The following is a 16696-nucleotide window of genomic DNA, read 5'->3' as shown; positions in this document are numbered from 1 at the left end:
ACAAAGGGATGAATGATAGCAAAGGAATAATGGTACAAACAATAATAAAGGAAAGTGATTCTCCTACTGTCTTAGTTAGTGAAGTGAAGAAGCTAGAAAAGAAAATAGATATTCTAGAGTTCTTTTCCAATTACAGCTCCTATAAAGGAAAACGTTTTTTTTGGAAGGATCCTTCTGAAAAAAACATGCTTGTAGGAATAGGCATTTGTGAAGGGATTGAGTATTCATTAGGGGAAAACTCTTATTCATTTGTAGAAAAAAAATGGAGGCAGCTGTTAGATGATGCAATAGTATTTAACAAATACAATGAAATAGGGATCGGACCAGTCCTTTTAGGTGGTTTCTCCTTTGATCCATTAAAAGAGAAAACGCATGTCTGGGATGGCTTCGGGGAAGCCCATTTTTACGTACCTCAATTTATGTTAAGTGAAATAAATGGAAGTCAATTTATTACTACAAATATAATGATTCCATCAGATAAACAGGATCATGCAAAAGCGGAGTTAAAAAAGCATTCTATTGTGTATCGAAGAGCAGAAGCATCTCCTCCTTCTTTACCTTTAATTGAAATGATTACTGAGATCGATCAAGAAACATGGAAGAATAAAGTTAATAAAGTAATAAATGAGTTAAATGAAGATTTAAAAAAAGTAGTGTTAGCACGTGCTAGTCAAGTGCATTTTTCTAATGACGTCGAGACAGAGTTTGTGCTAAAAAATTTAATACAACAACAAAGCAATGGTTATATATTTGCCTTGGAAGCAAAGAATAAATGTTTCATCGGAGCTTCTCCAGAAAGATTGGTAAAAAAAGAAGGTCCAACTGTTTTTTCTACCTGTCTGGCCGGGTCAATTGCGAGAGGAAAAAACAAAGAAGAAGACGATGCGCTTGCGCAAGCCTTGCTTTCGGATTCCAAAAATAGAGAAGAACATAATTATGTTGTTAAAATGATAAAGAATGCTATGGAGGAAGTCTGTAGTACGGTAGAAATGCCATTAAACCCACAAATCTTGAAGATGAGAGATATTCAACATCTTTATACTCCAGTTAGCGGGAAGGTAAAAGAAACAGAATCCCTAATTTCCTTCATACGCTTATTGCATCCAACTCCAGCTCTTGGTGGATTTCCTCGAGAGGAAGCCTTAAAGGTTATTAGAGAGGTAGAAGGATTAGATAGAGGGATGTATGGTGCTCCTATCGGTTGGCTTGATTACCAGGGCAATGGAGAATTTGCAGTAAGCATCCGTTCTGGCTTAATAGATGGCAATGTTGCAACAATTATTGCAGGATGCGGTATTGTTGCTGACTCTGATCCAGAATCTGAGTATATAGAAACTGCAATTAAATTTAAGCCAATGCTAACTGCGTTAGGAGGAAAATAAAATGAGTCATCAGCAACAGTTAACTGCCTATTTGGATGCGCTAATATCCGAGTTGGTAAAAAACGGGGTTGAACATGCTGTTATCAGTCCAGGATCAAGATCAACCCCCATCAGTTTATTGCTTGCAGAAGAAGAGGATATAAAGCTTCATGTTCATATTGATGAAAGATCAGCTGCCTTTTTTGCTTTAGGAATAGCGAAGGCGTCTAAAAAACCAACTGTATTAGTATGTACATCTGGTACTGCCGCTGCAAACTATTTTCCGGCAATTGTAGAGGCGAAGATTTCTCGCATACCATTAATCGTACTGACGGCAGATCGGCCCCATGAACTTCGAGATGTGGGAGCACCGCAGGCGATTGATCAATTAGATCTTTATGGAAAGCATGTTAAATGGTTTATGGAAATGTCTACACCTGATAATAGTCCAGGTATGATAAGATATGCTAAAACGGTGGGGCTAGAGCGGTGGCGATGGCAAAACAGCATCCTAGCGGTCCAGTGCATGTGAATATTCCATTGAGAGAGCCATTAATCCCTGATTTAGATAATTTAGAACACTATCGTCGAGAGGATCAAGAATCAAGGTCTATTCAGATTAAAACTGGGGAGTTTACGATTGATGATTCCTATTTTCATGATTTAGCAGCAAGTTTGGAAGCTAAAGGGGAAAGAAAGGGAATTATCATCTGCGGAGAGATGGATAAAGAGAACTTTTCTTTGAAAATACTGCAATTGGCAGAAAAAACAGGTTTTCCGATTATAGCTGATCCACTTTCCCAACTACGAAGTAAGAGTGCGGACATGGAAGTTGTCATCGACACATATGATACGTTTTTGCGAAATGAAAGGATTAAATCACTATTAAAACCGGATATTGTTATTCGGTTTGGCAGTATGCCGATTTCTAAACCATTAACTATTTTCTTACGAGAAAATGAAAGAGCAAAACAGATTGTAATAGACGGGGGAAGCGGCTACCGTGATCCTAATCAGCTGACAACAGAAATGGTTTATTGTGAAGAAGGTTATTTTTGTGAGAAGCTTACATCGTTTGTTTCTCCTTGCTCAATAAATCACTATTTAAATAAATGGATAGAAATCAATGAGATAACCAAAAAGGAATTAACAAAAACAGCAGAAATTCAAGAAATGAGTGAAGCGAAGCTTTTTCATTGCTTGGGTGAAATGATTCCGAATGATGCCGTTTTATTTGTAGGTAATAGTATGCCCATTCGCGATTTGGATACTTTTTTTCATAAACAAAATAAAAAGGTAACTATTATTGCAAATAGAGGAGCAAATGGCATTGATGGGACGATATCTACTGCTCTCGGAGTAGGGGTTATTAAGCAGCCGCTCTTTTTAATTGTAGGGGATTTAACCTTTTTCCATGATTTAAATGGTTTAATTCTTTCTGAGCTATATCAGCTTCCAATCACTGTCATATTAATAAATAATAATGGGGGCGGAATCTTTTCATTTCTTCCTCAAGTAGAACTGCCGAGACATTTTGAATTATTATTTGGAACGCCTCTAAATATTGACTTTAAGCATGCAGTGGAAATGTACAAGGGACAATATAAGCTTGTTAACAGCTGGGACAATTTACAAACATTATTCCAAGATAGTGATTTCACGAAAGGCTTACGAGTATGGGAAATACAAACCAATCGGGAAAATAATCTATTAGAACATCGGCAAATGACGAATCGGATTCTAAAGGTGTTAGATCAATTAGATTAAAAAGGTGAAGCCTATGTTTATCAAACTAAAGGATATAAGCTATCATGTAACGGTTGAAGGAGAAGGAGAACCTCTTTTATTATTACATGGTTTTACTGGGGATAGTGGTACTTGGATTCCATTTATTCCTTTATGGAAGAAGAAGTATACGGTTATTACGGTCGATATTATCGGTCATGGAAAGACAGATTCGCCGGAAGAAATAGAAAAGTATACTATGCAAGAAAGTGTCACTCATTTAAAAGCGCTCATTGATCATCTTCAATTGGCTACTGTTCATTTATTAGGTTATTCGATGGGTGGTAGGTTAGCGTTAGCATACTGTATGAATTATCCTGAGACAGTGAAAAAACTTATTTTGGAAAGTTCCTCTCCCGGCTTGAGAACGGATATAGAGAGAAAACAAAGACGAATACAAGATGAGAAATTGGGAGACTCTATCCTTGAACAAGGAATAATAAACTTCGTGAACAAATGGGAGGAAATCCCATTGTTTAAAAGCCAAAAGATACTGAGTGAAGATGCAAAGCAAGCAATAAGGAAGCAACGGCTGGCTAATAACCCAGTTGGATTGGCAAATAGTTTAAGAGGGATGGGGACAGGTGCACAAAATTCGTATTGGTCCTCTCTTTCTCGCTTATCAATAGAAACATTGTTAATTACAGGAGAACTTGATCAAAAGTTTTGTCAAATCGCTGAAGAAATGGTTGACTGTAATAAAAAAATAAAGCATTTAACTATAAATGATGCTGGTCATGCAATTCATGTGGAGAAACCAGAAATTTTTGGTACAATAGTATTGGAGTTTTTAAGGAGCTGAACATAGATGTTCAGCCCTATTAATAAGGAGGAAAAAGAATGACAGTGGAATGGGTAGCTGGCAGACAATATGAAGAAATCATTTATGAAACATATAATGGTATTGCCAAGATTACAATTAATAGACCTCATGTACATAATGCATTCACGCCAAGAACCGTTAGTGAATTAATTGATGCGTTTGCAATGGCAAGAGATGACAGTAATGTAGGAGTTATCATTTTAACTGGTGCAGGCGATAAAGCATTCTGTTCTGGTGGAGATCAAAAAGTTAGAGGTCATGGTGGATATGTAGGAGAAGATCAAATTCCCCGCCTAAATGTCCTTGATTTACAACGTTTAATCAGAGTTATTCCTAAGCCTGTCATTGCGATGGTAAAAGGATATGCCATTGGTGGAGGACATGTGCTGCATATTGTCTGTGATTTAACGATTGCTGCAGATAATGCTATTTTTGGACAAACTGGTCCAAAGGTAGGTAGCTTTGATGCTGGTTACGGTTCTGGTTATTTAGCAAGAATCGTTGGCCATAAAAAAGCTAGGGAAATTTGGTTCTTATGCCGTCAATATAATGCCCAAGAAGCACTAGATATGGGATTAGTAAATACGGTAGTACCGTTAGAAAAGGTAGAAGAAGAGACGATTAAATGGTGTGAGGAGATTTTAGAGAAAAGTCCAACTGCCCTTCGTTTCCTAAAAGCTGCCTTTAATGCAGATACAGATGGTTTAGCTGGTATACAGCAATTTGCTGGTGATGCAACTTTGCTTTACTATACAACAGATGAAGCAAAAGAAGGAAGAGATTCCTTTAAGGAAAAACGCAAACCTGATTTTGGACAATTCCCGCGTTTTCCTTAATGGAAAAGGATGAATGAAAAGTTAGCTATCCAAGAGATGGAATCGCAATTCATTCATATTAATTAATAGATACAAGGGTGACACTCGTTTTTAGCAATGGTGTTTTAATGGACATGCTAATAATAGTGTCACCTTTGTTTGTATAGAAAAGAGGGATAATAAATTATGACAGAAATACTTCCGAATTTTATTAAAAATAGAGCGCATTTAACACCAGATAGAGAGGCAATTGTATTTAAAGAAGAAAGACTAACATTTAAAGAATTATATGAAAAGGCTTATTACCGTGCAGGGATTTGGTCGGCCATTGGAGTAAAGGACACAGATTATGTGGGGTTTCTTGTTAAAAGTGATTTAGAAACTGTACTGCACTTATTTGCTATGCAAATTATTGGAGCAAAGGCAGTCCTTCTTAATAATCGCTTAACAGCGAAAGAAATGGCTTATCAAATAAACGATGCGAAAGTTTCCTATTTAATCTCAGAAGAAGCGTTTAAAGAGAAGGTAGCTGTGCTTGAAGAAGAGAAAGAATTGACTGTATTTTATAAAGAAAATATAACAGAAAGTACCTACATAGAGCCAATAGAAAAGGATCAAGTGTCATTAGAGGAAACTTGTACGATAATGTATACATCAGGAACAACCGGACTTCCCAAGGGAGTTATTCAATCTTACGGTAATCACTGGTGGAGTGCCGTGGGAAATACGTTGAATGCAGGCCTATATGAAAAGGATACCTGGTTATGTACAGTCCCATTATTTCATATCAGCGGATATTCGATTTTAATGAGAAGTATCATTTATGGGATGAAAGTCGTTTTACATGATTCCTTTGATGTAAAGAGGGTATTAGAGGATTTATCGAAAGAAAAAGTAACGATTATATCGGTTGTCACCACGATGCTAGAGCGAATTGAAAAGGCAGCTCATGATAAGTTTCCACCCTATTTCCGGTATATGCTTTTAGGTGGGGGACCAGCCTCAGTAGAACTGCTGACTCGATGTATGAATAAAGGGATTTCTGTTTATTATTCATATGGAATGACGGAAACTGCCTCACAAATTGTCACCCTCTCGCCAGAGGACAGTATTAGAAAAATAGGTTCAGCCGGAAAGCCACTGTTTCCCGCCCAATTACAAATTGTTAATCAAGCAGGACATTGTTTAGGATCAAATGAGATAGGCGAAATTAAAGTGTGTGGACCAAATGTATCAAAAGGCTATTTAAATAAAGAGAATCATTTACAAGATGGCTGGTTTTTTACAGGAGATATAGGGTATATAGATTCTGAAGGATTTCTCTATGTGTTAGATAGACGGTCTGACTTAATTATTTCGGGTGGTGAAAATGTTTATCCAGCAGAAGTCGAAGCTGTACTGAATGAAATGAACGGGATAAAAGAAGCGGCAGTGATTGGAGTTCCAGATGAAAAATGGGGGCAAGTACCGATTGCGTTTATCGTAACAGATGAAAGAATACAAGAGAATACAATTATCGAACAATGTACAAATGTTCTAGCAAAATATAAAATCCCCAAAAGAGTATTTTTTATATCAGAAGTCCCACGCAATGCCTCAGGAAAAATAGTCAGAAGAGAATTAAGAAAATGGATAGAGGAAAAATCGGACTTTTCTTTGTAATTTTAGCTAGTTCATGATGTTGTGCCTACTAGTGAAAAAATTCAATGAAAGAAGTGTACGTATGAGCTTATATCATGGATCATTATATTGGCCAACAACGGTTCAGGAAAGACCCGTTTATCCAAAGTTGAATAATCATGTTACTTGTGATGTGCTTATAATAGGAGCTGGAATGTCAGGGGCCTTATTAACCTATATGCTTGCAAAGGAATCGCTTCAGGTGATTCTTGTGGATAAAGGTAGTGTTGGCAATGGAAGCTCTGCTGCCAACACAGGGCTATTGCAGTATTCTAATGATAAAATGCTGCATTCCTTTGCAGAAAGTATTGGGGAAGAAGACGCAGTTCGATTTTACAAATTATGTTTTAATGGGATGGAGGAATTGAAAAGTATCGCAAGTTCCTTACACGAAGATGTCCAATTTGTAAATAGACAAAGCTTATATTACGCAAGTACAGATGCTGACGTACTTTCTCTAAGAAAAGAATATGAGATGCTTCAAAAGTATAAATTCCCAGTAGAATTTTTAGAAAAGGATATGATTTATAAAGTATATGGATTTAATAAACATGCTGCAATAAAAACAAGTGGGGACGCAGAAGTGAACCCAGAAAGGTTTGTAATTTCCTTAATAAAAGAGGTTGCACAAAAGAGCAATGTTCAAGTTTTTGAAAACACAGAAGTTTCAAAGCCTCAGAATAAAGATGGCTGCTGGTTGTTTAACAACGGCGATTCAAGTATACAGGCCAAGCATGTCGTGTATGCAACTGGGTACGATTTGGATAACTTTGCAATAGACATACCTACAAAAATAAATAGAACGTTTGCAATCGTAACGAATCCGGTCTCCTCTTTTCCACATTGGGAGGATCGATGTTTAATTTGGGAAACAAAGCGTCCGTATTTCTATATGCGAACAACTCCGAATGGAAGGATAATAGCGGGTGGTTTAGACGAAGAAGCAAGGGAAGCGCCAAGAGATGAACAGATTTTGCAACTATATGCGGATAGATTATTAGTTCGTATTAAAGAGCATTTTCCCCATTTGCAACTAAAAGCTGACTATGTATATGGCGCAACATTTGGGGAATCAAAAGATGGAATTCCTTTTATTGGTGAACATCCGCAACATAAGAATTTATATTATTGTTTAGGATTTGGAGGAAATGGTACTGTTTACAGTGCTTTCGGTTCGAACATACTAAAGGATTTAATAATAAAGGGGAAGCACCCTGATGCTGATTTGGTACAATTGGATAGATAAAAAAGGAAGGGAATCCCTAGTAGTTTTGAGTGGGATTCCTTTTTCATTTCCATAAATTTTAGCTTAAGCTATTTTCAGGTTCAAATGTTTTACAATCTGTTTCATAACTCGTATCCGCATGTTTTCCCACATTACTTACAACATAAATTTGGTCGGCTCCGCAACGGTTTCCTTTTTCCCAAAAAGTACAATTCCTTACTTCACAAAGAACGTCTTTTGCCATAGAATACCACTCCTTTTCTTAAGTTATTTATCAAAAGTCTTTTTAGAAGATGTCTTCGATTTGCACATAGGATGCAATGAAACTGATAACAGTCCCATTGTACCTTAGTATTAGAAGGTTGGAGGAATTACATACACAGGGCGAATGAAAAGAAGTACCAATGTTGGAAAGTATCATGTATTTCAAATTTGTATATTATGCAAATTTTCATTACTATTAATAAGGAGACTCTTTCTTTAAAACAGAAATTATTTGTATTTTATGAATTGAATTTTTTAAGGAGTGCAAAAATGAGCCTATTACAAGATATGTTAGTCTATAATGAGGAATTTGTAAGGGAACAAAAATATGAAAAATTTATTACAGGTAAATTTCCCAATAAAAAAATGGTGATTCTAACTTGTATGGATACAAGATTGTTAGAACTTTTGCCACAAGCATTGAATCTTTCTAACGGAGATGTGAAAATTATAAAAAATGCAGGTGCTGTAGTTGTGCATCCATTTGGAAGTATTATGCGAAGTATTTTGGTTGCAGTGTATGAGCTGCAAGCTGATGAAGTAATGGTAATAGGTCATCATGACTGTGGAATGAGTGCTTTGCATTCAGATAGCATGGTGGAAAAAATGAAAGAAAGAGGCATTTCAGACGAAACATTTGCAACTTTACAACATTCTGGTATTAATCTAGAAAAATGGTTAACAGGTTTTGATTCTGTATCAGATAGTGTTACCCATAGTGTAGAAATGATTAAAAGGCATCCGCTATTGCCAAGTGGTGTTCCAGTTCATGGGTTAGTGATTGATCCAAAGACTGGAAAATTAGACTTGGTAATAGACGGTTATTAATGTTTTTCTTTTGATGAATGATGATGATTTCTACAGTGCCAATCTTCTGGTACTGGATCCAGACCACCTGGATGAAAGGGATGACATTTAAGAATTCGTTTAATGGTTAAGTATCCTCCTTTAAAAGCGCCAAATCTTTGAATCGCTTCTAAGCCATAACTAGAGCAAGTTGGATAAAAACGGCAAGTTGGCGGCTTTATAGGAGAAATTACTTTGCGGTAAAATTGGATAATAAATAAAAAGATGTGTTTCATTATGCTATGTCCTCTCCTTCTTTGCATGTAGTATAACATGGGTGGAGAGAGGAGTAAAAGTAATCACTATCTAACACAAAATTCCCACTGGGAAAATATTATATATATTAAGTTGATGAAATTACTCGGTTTTTTAGATATAATAGAGATAGAAGAAGAAAGGGAGATGACTTTATGCCTTCAGTTGAAAGTTTTGAATTAGATCATACTGCCGTAAAAGCCCCATATGTAAGACATTGTGGTGTACACAAAGTTGGTAGTGATGGAGTAGTTAATAAATACGATATTCGTTTCTGCCAGCCAAATAAGCAGGCAATGAAGCCAGATGTTATTCATACGTTAGAGCATCTACTTGCCTTTAATTTACGCGCACATGTAGAGAAGTACAATCATTTTGATATTATTGATATTTCACCAATGGGCTGCCAGACTGGCTACTATTTAGTTGTAAGTGGGGAACCAACCGTTGAAGAAATTATCGATTTATTAGAGGCAACGATGAAAACAGCAATTGAAATTACTGAAATTCCAGCAGCTAATGAAACACAATGCGGTCAAGCAAAACTTCATGATTTAGAAGGTGCAAAAAAGCTGATGAATTTCTGGTTAAGCAAAGATAAAGAAGAATTAAAACAGGTTTTTGCTTAATAATAAAGAAATAAATATTCCAACCAAATAGAAACCCAAACAATTGTACGGAAACGTTAATGAAAAATTCCGTATATTGTTTGGGTTTTTTATTCATAAAATAAATTTATCTTTAAAACATCATAACCAAATTTTAAGCTCTATAAAAGTGGACTAAGAAGCCTTGAAAATGATTCTTTGAAACGAATCCATAAGGACCTTTTTGAATATTGGTCGGCAGTTAAATTTGTGGATAAGTCCATGTCCTTTAAGAAATCCTCTGTTAGTTCATTAGCAATCTGTTCACTATAAATAAAGGCATTTACTTCAAAGTTAAGTCGAAAGCTTCTCATATCGATATTAGCCGTTCCGACTGAAGCGATTTTCCGATCGACTAAAATAGTTTTTGCATGGATGAATCCATTTTCATATATATAAATCTTTGCCCCTGCTTTTAACATTTCTCCAATATAAGAATAAGTGGCCCAATAAACAAACATATGATCCGGTTTATTAGGAATCATAATTTTAACGTCTATCCCTGAAAGAGCTGCAATTCTCAAGGTATCCAGCAAACTGGCATCAGGAATAAAATAAGGTGTTTGGATATAAACACTTTCTTTTGCCGATGTGATCATTTTTATATAACCATTTTTAATTTGTTCCCACTCTGAATCAGGTCCGCTTGAAACGATTTGCATGCCGATATTACCAATAATTTCTTCGATCTTACCAGGAAAATATTCAGGAGAATATTGAATTTCGTGGAGATGAGAAGCTTGATTCCAATCAAGAATAAATCGTGTTTGAATGGCATAGACAGCTGTACCAACAATCCGTAAGTGGGTATCTCTCCAATATCCAAATTTCGGGTGGAGTCCTAAGTATTCATCGCCAACATTAAAGCCGCCGATATAGCCGATTTTCCCGTCAATAATTCCTAACTTTCTATGATTGCGATAATTTAGTCGTAAATTGATGAGATGAAATTTACTTGGGAAAAAAACCTCAACAAAACCACCAGCTGCCCGCAGCTCTTTAAAAACTTTTTTACGTAACGTTCTTGAGCCTAGCTCATCATATAATAAGCGTACTTCTACTCCTTCTTTTGCCTTTTCAACAAGTAAGCTAATAAGATCTGAGCCGATCCCATCATTCTTCAGAATATAGTATTGTAAATGAATAGATTTTTTAGCATTTCTGATATCTTCAAATAATTGATCGAATTTTTTATGACCATCTGTAAATATCTGAACAGCATTATTCTCCGTAAGTACGGCATCATTATTAAATAAATTCATATAAATAAGATCTTGGTTTTTTCTAATGACTTCATTTGTTGTCCGCAATTGATTTGAACTTATTTGCAACAGTTGAGAAGCTAATATTGGCTCTATGCCAAGTTTTTTTCGTCCATCCCATTGAAATAGTTTTCTATTTCTTAGATTTTGTCCGAAAAGTAAATATAAGATAAACCCAAGAATAGGGATAAAGGTCAGCACCATTAGCCATGCCCATGTTGCAATAGGGTCTTTTCTTTCGAAGAAGATAACAAGAAAAGCAAAAATGATATTAAGTATAATAATTACACTTAAAACAATTGAATAGATGTGCATCGAATTTTGTCCTTTCTCACAAAAAAAGCAATAATATGTGCGATAAAATAAGATAGAATGTGTATATGACTGCTCTAAAACTAATATCCTGTATAATTATAGGGTAAAAGGGTAAAACTTTGTACTATTTTGTATTTATTTTAAATAAGAAGAATTTCCCTTTTTTCTTTAATGTGATAATGTAAAGATAAAACAAGAAGTATTTACTTAATAAATAATTAACAAAGTTGTTTGTGCAAGATATATTATTTTTACCTCAAGACTGCTGATTTAAATTTCACCAAAGATTTAAGCTTTATGTTGGAATGGAAAACGAATTAAAGTAAGGAGCTTTTATGGAAGAATTACATCTTGGTATGCTACTCTTTTTAATTGGTGCTGGATTTATTGCAGCATTTATTGATTCCGTAGTTGGCGGCGGTGGACTAATCTCATTGCCTGCACTATTATTCACAGGACTTCCGCCACAGATTGCGTTAGGAACAAATAAACTTGCTTCCACTATGGGCTCATTAACAAGCTCGCTCTCTTTTATAAGGAATGGAAAAACAGATAAAAAGTTACTATCAAAACTCTTACCTCTTTCCATTATTGGTTCTGCAATTGGAGTTTATGTAGTACAAAAAATCCCATCAGAATCACTAAAGCCGCTGATTCTTGCTGTTTTAATTATGGTGACCATTTATACTCTTACGAAAAAAGAATGGGGATTACATTCTACATATAACGGGATGACGAAAAAGAAACTCTTGTTTGCTCTATTTATTGTACCATTAATAGGATTCTATGATGGTTTTTTAGGAGGAGGAACTGGTTCGTTCTTTTTATTTTCCTTTCTCCTGATGGGATTTGATTTTGTCGAATCTGCGGGAAATGCTAAAGTTCTTAACTTTGGAAGTAATCTTACAGCACTTATTGTTTTTTTATGTTATGATTCTGTGTATTATTTATATGGAATAGTGATGGGGATTGCTATGATTTTTGGAGCATACATTGGCTCTAAAGTAGCTATTGCAAAAGGGTCTAAATATGTAAAAATATTATTTGTCTTGGTCTCAGCTACTTTGATTGGGAAAAACATATTTGATTATATAACAAATCCATAATAAAAAAGGCTGTTTGCTATCCTAAACTTTTGTGTTTGGGATGTCAAACAGCCTTTTTATAGAAAATTAATGGAGATTTCGATGGGTAAAGATTGGGTTATTCGGTTTTCGATAATCTTCACTTGCGAATTTACCCTTTAAACTTTCAATTAAATAAAGACCCATTAAATCATATAATTCTTGTTCATTTAATTCTTGGATGATATGTAATAAATCTTCTCTACTCATTTCCTCTAAAAAAGCAAAGGCAAGCATATCGATATCTTCTTCATCACCAGTTAATTTATTTTTATATAAGTTATATAGTTCATCTACAATTTTCATTATTGTTTCCTCCTAGTTTTCAGCCAGTTTTAAATGTAACCGTTTTATTTAACCGTATTATATATGATAACATCCTATTATTACTAGTTATTATGTGAACATTATGTTAAAGAATGATACAAAAATTCATAAGCCTTTCTAATTACATTACGTGAAAATTCATCCTGAAAAATAAATATCATTAAGAAAACTGTCTTCTATAAAAAATATACCCTATTTTAGTGGAAAAAACTCCAGTTTCAATGGTAGTATTTGCTATGATAATAATAGACAGTAAATCAGGTTAATGACAGCTGTTTGCTTTAGTATGCAAGCTACTTATATTAATAATACATAATAATGGAGTAGGTATGGAAATATTTTATGATCAAAATAACAATTTAGTGAAACTTTCATTCGTAAAAAATGAATGGAATGAAGAATCAAGACATGTATTAGTTATCTGCCAGTATAAAGATCAATGGTTATTAACAAAACATAAGGAACGTGGATTGGAGTTTCCAGGTGGAAAGAGAGAAATGGGCGAAACTACAATTCAAGCAGCACACAGAGAAGTGATGGAGGAAACAGGTGGCATTATAAAAAGTATGAAATGGATTGCGACCTATCAGGTTTTTGGGGAGGTTCCTTTTTTGAAGGATGTATTTTTTGCAAGAATCAGTCACTTAACCTCCAAAGAGGATTATCTTGAGACAGATGGACCTGTTTTGATTACCGGCAATATAATAACAAAGCGATGGAATGAATCCTTTAGTTTTATTATGAAGGATGAGGTCATCCAATTTTGTATAGCTTATATTGAAAATGAATTATTAAGCAAATAGAAGGGGTAATATAGGAGAAAAAAGGAAAGGAGCAAATAGTATGCAAAATGGCGATATGATAGAGAAAATTCGATTTCCATCTCCTAATCCTTCCATAGATTTATTTTTAGTTACTTATTATGTCGATGGTCTAAGAGTAAAAGGAATGCTCGCTTCTCCAAATGATGGGAAAACGTATGATGGCTTTCTTTATCTAAGAGGAGGCATAAAAAATGTAGGCAAAGTCCGTCCTGGAAGAATTATTCAATTTGCTTCCGAAGGCTTTGTAGTGTTTGCTCCCTTTTATAGAGGCAATCAGGGTGGTGATGGAAATGAAGATTTTGCAGGAGAAGATAGAAATGATGCTATAGCAGCATTTACACTCCTTAAGAATTTATCGAATGTGCAGGATGTTCATGTATTTGGGTTTTCAAGAGGAGGGGTAATGGCTCTATTTGTAGGTATATACTGCCCTGTAAAATCAATTGTTACATGGGGCGGTGTAAGCGATATGTTCTTAACATACGAAGAACGGAAAGATTTACGTAGGATGATGAAACGAGTGATCGGGGGAACTCCTTCTAAGTATCCAGACAGATATGAAGAAAGAACTCCGCTTTATCAATTAGAAAAAATAAATGCTCCTACTCTTATTATTCATGGGAAGCTGGACAAAAATGTTTCGATTAATCATAGTCTCAAATTAGAAGACAGATTAAAACAACTGGGAAAAGAAGTAGACTCTTGGTATTTTCCAGAGTTAACTCACTACTTTCCTCCAGCTACAAATCGAAAAGTGGTCACTTCCTTAACCAGTTGGATGAAAAAACAAACGGAAAGGATGGTAAAATAAAAAGTAAGCTTTATTATCTTAGTTGATGTTCCGATTTCATGGTCATGCAAGGAGCCTTGATTGCCGGTAACATATTACGAAAGAGAAAAAAATAGAGAAGGGGAATGAAAAATGGGCATGCCTTTAGAATTAAATACAATGATTGTGACAAAAGGAAAAGAAATAAGATTAGAAGAAAATTTATTTTTGTTAGAAAAAGAAGATTATCGTTTATATCCAATGAATATTCCGTTAGAGGTAAGAAGAACAAAAACAGCTGAGATATCGGGGATTGCTACGATTGAAAAATTACAATGGGAAAAAACTAAAACATCGATCACTTATAAATTGATTTCATTAAATTCAACAAATTAATTAATAAAGTTAAAAATGATTGACATGTATTGATGGATTAAGCTATCATTTTACCTTGAACGGATACTCTCTTATCCTGAGCTGGTGGAGGGACTGGCCCGATGAAACCCAGCAACCTACTATGTGAAGAAAATTACTGAATCATTCATGTTTACATGTAATGGGACAGACATTCTCTTAGGAAAGGTGCTAACCTGAAGCAAGGAATTTTTCCTTGAACGATAAGAGTGAAAGGTGCGAATTGATTTTACTAGGAGCCTTTTCACTAATGAAAAGGTTTTTTGTGTAAAATGAATTATTTATCTTTTATAAAAATGTATATTTTTAGATGTGTGTTTTTATTAGAAACAAAAATCTTCGTTATATATATTATATTTTTAAACATTTTTAAAGTTTTACATATAATAATGCACGGAATTGACTTCGGATAAAAACGCCATTTTTACTTCATACTATCTAGGGAATGAGTACCGTATCAAGATAAGGTTAAGGAGTGCAGGAAGAAACCTCACTCTACTTTTTTCTAAAATAAGGAGGAAATCAGATGTCAACAAAACGTCGCTTGTTTACTTCTGAATCGGTAACTGAAGGTCACCCAGATAAAATTTGTGATCAAATTTCAGATGCTATTTTGGACGCTATATTGGCTAAAGATGCTAATGCAAGAGTTGCTGCTGAAACTTCTGTAACAACAGGTCTAGTACTCGTTGCAGGTGAAATAACTACTTCTACATATGTGGATATTCCAAAAATTGTTCGGGAAACGATTAAAGAAATAGGGTATACACGTGCAAAGTATGGATTTGATGCAGAAACAAGTGCAGTATTAACTTCTATTGACGAGCAATCCGCTGATATCGCATTAGGGGTAGACCAAGCTCTAGAAGCTCGTGAAGGTAAGATGACGGATGAGGAAATAGAAGCAATTGGTGCAGGAGATCAAGGCTTAATGTTCGGGTTTGCATGTAATGAAACAAAGGAACTTATGCCTTTACCCATTTCGTTAGCACATAAATTATCAAGAAGACTAGCTGAGGTTAGAAAAGAAGAAATCTTACCTTATCTACGTCCAGATGGTAAAACACAAGTTACAGTCGAATATGATGAGAATAATAAACCAGTGCGCATTGATACAATTGTAATTAGCACACAGCATCATCCAGAAGTGACATTAGAACAAATTCAACGCAATATTAAGGAATATGTAATCAATCCTGTTGTACCAGCTGAATTAATCGATGAAAACACGAAGTATTTTATTAATCCTACAGGACGCTTCGTGATCGGCGGACCACAAGGAGATGCTGGATTAACTGGACGTAAAATCATCGTTGATACATATGGTGGATACGCACGACATGGCGGTGGAGCGTTTTCTGGAAAGGATCCAACAAAAGTGGACCGTTCCGCTGCTTATGCAGCACGTTATGTAGCAAAGAATATTGTCGCTGCAGGATTAGCTGATAAAGTAGAAGTACAATTAGCATATGCAATCGGTGTAGCGCAGCCAGTATCTATTTCTGTTGATACATTTGGTACAGGGATTGTTTCAGAAGATAAGCTAGTAGAAGCAGTACGTGAAAACTTTGACCTTCGCCCAGCAGGAATTATTAAAATGCTCGATCTTCGCAAACCAATATACAGACAAACAGCCGCTTACGGACATTTTGGCCGTACGGACATCGATCTGCCATGGGAACGTACAGATAGAGCAGAGCTAGTAAAAAAGCAGTAGAAGCATAAAACTTGAGAAAGAAGTTACAAGAAAGTGTAACTTCTTTCTTTTTTTTTTCGTCTAATACTTAATGATGACAATTGTATTACATGTATAAAAAATAAGGATGGAAATGCTAATAACTGATTTATATATTTACACTATTTATGTTAAAATAGAAGACTAAGTGAAGTTTTTATGAAACTTATTACCTATTAACATCTATTCTATTTAAGCGTATAGTAAAAAATTGATTATGGTTCT

Annotated in this window: 18 protein-coding genes and 1 riboswitch; of the genes, 14 read left to right on the top strand and 4 right to left on the bottom strand. The window is 35.1% G+C overall.

Annotated elements, in window-relative coordinates:
* Window positions 1–8 precede the first annotated feature (8 nt).
* The 7 genes from C2I06_RS12035 to C2I06_RS12010 all read left to right on the top strand — a co-directional run bounded on the left by C2I06_RS12035 (window position 9) and on the right by C2I06_RS12010 (window position 7710).
* Window positions 9–1382: an isochorismate synthase gene (locus C2I06_RS12035; RefSeq protein WP_095332528.1), complete on the top strand. Its 1374-nt coding sequence runs from the start codon at window positions 9–11 to the stop codon at window positions 1380–1382.
* 1 nt (window position 1383) lies between these two features.
* A complete protein-coding gene (locus C2I06_RS25960) occupies window positions 1384–1893 on the top strand; it encodes a thiamine pyrophosphate-binding protein (protein WP_338134283.1) in 510 nt (169 codons plus the stop codon).
* Window positions 1857–3128, top strand: coding sequence for a 2-succinyl-5-enolpyruvyl-6-hydroxy-3-cyclohexene-1-carboxylic-acid synthase (gene menD / locus C2I06_RS12030; RefSeq protein ID WP_338134290.1), 1272 nt, complete (start codon window positions 1857–1859; stop codon window positions 3126–3128). The genes C2I06_RS25960 and menD overlap by 37 nt, the downstream gene beginning before the upstream one ends.
* A gap of 13 nt (window positions 3129–3141) precedes the next feature.
* Complete coding sequence (menH, locus tag C2I06_RS12025; protein ID WP_095332524.1) at window positions 3142–3948, top strand: 2-succinyl-6-hydroxy-2,4-cyclohexadiene-1-carboxylate synthase; 807 nt, start codon at window positions 3142–3144, stop codon at window positions 3946–3948.
* A 38-nt stretch (window positions 3949–3986) separates the two neighbouring features.
* Complete coding sequence (menB, locus tag C2I06_RS12020) at window positions 3987–4805, top strand: 1,4-dihydroxy-2-naphthoyl-CoA synthase (RefSeq protein ID WP_095332522.1); 819 nt, start codon at window positions 3987–3989, stop codon at window positions 4803–4805.
* A 165-nt stretch (window positions 4806–4970) separates the two neighbouring features.
* Window positions 4971–6446: an o-succinylbenzoate--CoA ligase gene (locus C2I06_RS12015; protein ID WP_123258103.1), complete on the top strand. Its 1476-nt coding sequence runs from the start codon at window positions 4971–4973 to the stop codon at window positions 6444–6446.
* 61 nt (window positions 6447–6507) lie between these two features.
* Window positions 6508–7710: an NAD(P)/FAD-dependent oxidoreductase gene (locus tag C2I06_RS12010; protein WP_164463680.1), complete on the top strand. Its 1203-nt coding sequence runs from the start codon at window positions 6508–6510 to the stop codon at window positions 7708–7710.
* 58 nt (window positions 7711–7768) lie between these two features.
* Here the strand turns inward: C2I06_RS12010 and C2I06_RS12005 are convergent, their stop codons facing one another.
* Complete coding sequence (locus tag C2I06_RS12005; RefSeq protein WP_082138439.1) at window positions 7769–7933, bottom strand: DUF1540 domain-containing protein; 165 nt, start codon at window positions 7931–7933, stop codon at window positions 7769–7771.
* A 290-nt stretch (window positions 7934–8223) separates the two neighbouring features.
* On the opposite strand from C2I06_RS12005, the gene C2I06_RS12000 reads away from it, so the two are divergent.
* Window positions 8224–8781 carry a beta-class carbonic anhydrase gene (locus tag C2I06_RS12000; protein WP_047944541.1) on the top strand — a complete coding sequence of 186 codons (558 nt, stop codon included), beginning with the start codon at window positions 8224–8226 and terminating at the stop codon, window positions 8779–8781.
* Here C2I06_RS12000 and yidD read toward each other — a convergent pair.
* On the bottom strand, window positions 8778–9035 hold the full coding sequence (gene yidD, locus C2I06_RS11995; protein ID WP_204259848.1) for a membrane protein insertion efficiency factor YidD: 258 nt from the start codon (window positions 9033–9035) through the stop codon (window positions 8778–8780). The genes C2I06_RS12000 and yidD overlap by 4 nt on opposite strands.
* Before the next feature lie 174 nt (window positions 9036–9209).
* Between yidD and C2I06_RS11990 the strand changes: the two genes are divergently transcribed.
* Window positions 9210–9683 carry an S-ribosylhomocysteine lyase gene (locus tag C2I06_RS11990; RefSeq protein ID WP_047944539.1) on the top strand — a complete coding sequence of 158 codons (474 nt, stop codon included), beginning with the start codon at window positions 9210–9212 and terminating at the stop codon, window positions 9681–9683.
* A 140-nt stretch (window positions 9684–9823) separates the two neighbouring features.
* Here C2I06_RS11990 and cls read toward each other — a convergent pair whose 3' ends face one another.
* Entirely contained in the window at window positions 9824–11278 is a 1455-nt protein-coding gene (gene cls / locus C2I06_RS11985) for a cardiolipin synthase (RefSeq protein ID WP_095332512.1), read from the bottom strand.
* Between the two features lie 335 nt (window positions 11279–11613).
* Here cls and C2I06_RS11980 point away from each other — a divergent pair, with 335 nt between their 5' ends.
* Window positions 11614–12384, top strand: coding sequence for a sulfite exporter TauE/SafE family protein (locus tag C2I06_RS11980; RefSeq protein WP_095332510.1), 771 nt, complete (start codon window positions 11614–11616; stop codon window positions 12382–12384).
* A 66-nt stretch (window positions 12385–12450) separates the two neighbouring features.
* Here C2I06_RS11980 and C2I06_RS11975 read toward each other — a convergent pair whose 3' ends face one another.
* Window positions 12451–12708 (bottom strand): DUF6154 family protein, encoded by a 258-nt coding sequence (locus C2I06_RS11975; RefSeq protein ID WP_047944536.1) that lies wholly within the window; start codon window positions 12706–12708, stop codon window positions 12451–12453.
* Between the two features lie 350 nt (window positions 12709–13058).
* Between C2I06_RS11975 and ytkD the strand changes: the two genes are divergently transcribed.
* The 4 genes from ytkD to metK all read left to right on the top strand — a co-directional run bounded on the left by ytkD (window position 13059) and on the right by metK (window position 16453).
* Window positions 13059–13532, top strand: a complete 474-nt coding sequence (gene ytkD / locus C2I06_RS11970) for an RNA deprotection pyrophosphohydrolase (protein ID WP_095332508.1) — start codon at window positions 13059–13061, stop codon at window positions 13530–13532.
* Between the two features lie 40 nt (window positions 13533–13572).
* Window positions 13573–14364, top strand: a complete 792-nt coding sequence (locus C2I06_RS11965; RefSeq protein ID WP_095332506.1) for an alpha/beta hydrolase family protein — start codon at window positions 13573–13575, stop codon at window positions 14362–14364.
* Between the two features lie 111 nt (window positions 14365–14475).
* A complete protein-coding gene (locus tag C2I06_RS11960; RefSeq protein WP_095332504.1) occupies window positions 14476–14718 on the top strand; it encodes a DUF2584 domain-containing protein in 243 nt (80 codons plus the stop codon).
* Window positions 14719–14786: 68 nt separating this feature from the next.
* Window positions 14787–14946: riboswitch (SAM riboswitch) on the top strand.
* Between the two features lie 316 nt (window positions 14947–15262).
* On the top strand, window positions 15263–16453 hold the full coding sequence (gene metK / locus C2I06_RS11955) for a methionine adenosyltransferase (protein WP_123258101.1): 1191 nt from the start codon (window positions 15263–15265) through the stop codon (window positions 16451–16453).
* The last annotated feature ends 243 nt before the right edge of the window (window positions 16454–16696 follow it).

Origin of the sequence: Niallia circulans, from assembly GCF_003726095.1 — a bacterium.
GTDB lineage: Bacteria > Bacillota > Bacilli > Bacillales > Cytobacillaceae > Niallia > Niallia circulans_A.
The sequence above is the reverse complement of the archived record's forward strand: the minus strand, read 5'-3'. Positions and strand labels throughout refer to the sequence as shown.

Bases quoted from the DNA above. Each gene is read 5' to 3' on its own strand.
- yidD (WP_204259848.1), bottom strand. From the start codon at position 9,035: ATGAAACACATCTTTTTATTTATTATCCAATTTTACCGCAAAGTAATT.
- C2I06_RS11980 (WP_095332510.1), top strand. From the start codon at position 11,614: ATGGAAGAATTACATCTTGGTATGCTACTCTTTTTAATTGGTGCTGGA.
- C2I06_RS11990 (WP_047944539.1), top strand. From the start codon at position 9,210: ATGCCTTCAGTTGAAAGTTTTGAATTAGATCATACTGCCGTAAAAGCC.
- C2I06_RS12000 (WP_047944541.1), top strand. From the start codon at position 8,224: ATGAGCCTATTACAAGATATGTTAGTCTATAATGAGGAATTTGTAAGG.
- C2I06_RS12035 (WP_095332528.1), top strand. From the start codon at position 9: ATGAATGATAGCAAAGGAATAATGGTACAAACAATAATAAAGGAAAGT.
- ytkD (WP_095332508.1), top strand. From the start codon at position 13,059: ATGGAAATATTTTATGATCAAAATAACAATTTAGTGAAACTTTCATTC.
- C2I06_RS12005 (WP_082138439.1), bottom strand. From the start codon at position 7,933: ATGGCAAAAGACGTTCTTTGTGAAGTAAGGAATTGTACTTTTTGGGAA.
- menD (WP_338134290.1), top strand. From the start codon at position 1,857: ATGGCAAAACAGCATCCTAGCGGTCCAGTGCATGTGAATATTCCATTG.
- C2I06_RS25960 (WP_338134283.1), top strand. From the start codon at position 1,384: ATGAGTCATCAGCAACAGTTAACTGCCTATTTGGATGCGCTAATATCC.
- menB (WP_095332522.1), top strand. From the start codon at position 3,987: ATGACAGTGGAATGGGTAGCTGGCAGACAATATGAAGAAATCATTTAT.
- C2I06_RS12015 (WP_123258103.1), top strand. From the start codon at position 4,971: ATGACAGAAATACTTCCGAATTTTATTAAAAATAGAGCGCATTTAACA.
- cls (WP_095332512.1), bottom strand. From the start codon at position 11,278: ATGCACATCTATTCAATTGTTTTAAGTGTAATTATTATACTTAATATC.
- menH (WP_095332524.1), top strand. From the start codon at position 3,142: ATGTTTATCAAACTAAAGGATATAAGCTATCATGTAACGGTTGAAGGA.
- metK (WP_123258101.1), top strand. From the start codon at position 15,263: ATGTCAACAAAACGTCGCTTGTTTACTTCTGAATCGGTAACTGAAGGT.
- C2I06_RS11960 (WP_095332504.1), top strand. From the start codon at position 14,476: ATGGGCATGCCTTTAGAATTAAATACAATGATTGTGACAAAAGGAAAA.
- C2I06_RS11975 (WP_047944536.1), bottom strand. From the start codon at position 12,708: ATGAAAATTGTAGATGAACTATATAACTTATATAAAAATAAATTAACT.
- C2I06_RS12010 (WP_164463680.1), top strand. From the start codon at position 6,508: ATGAGCTTATATCATGGATCATTATATTGGCCAACAACGGTTCAGGAA.
- C2I06_RS11965 (WP_095332506.1), top strand. From the start codon at position 13,573: ATGCAAAATGGCGATATGATAGAGAAAATTCGATTTCCATCTCCTAAT.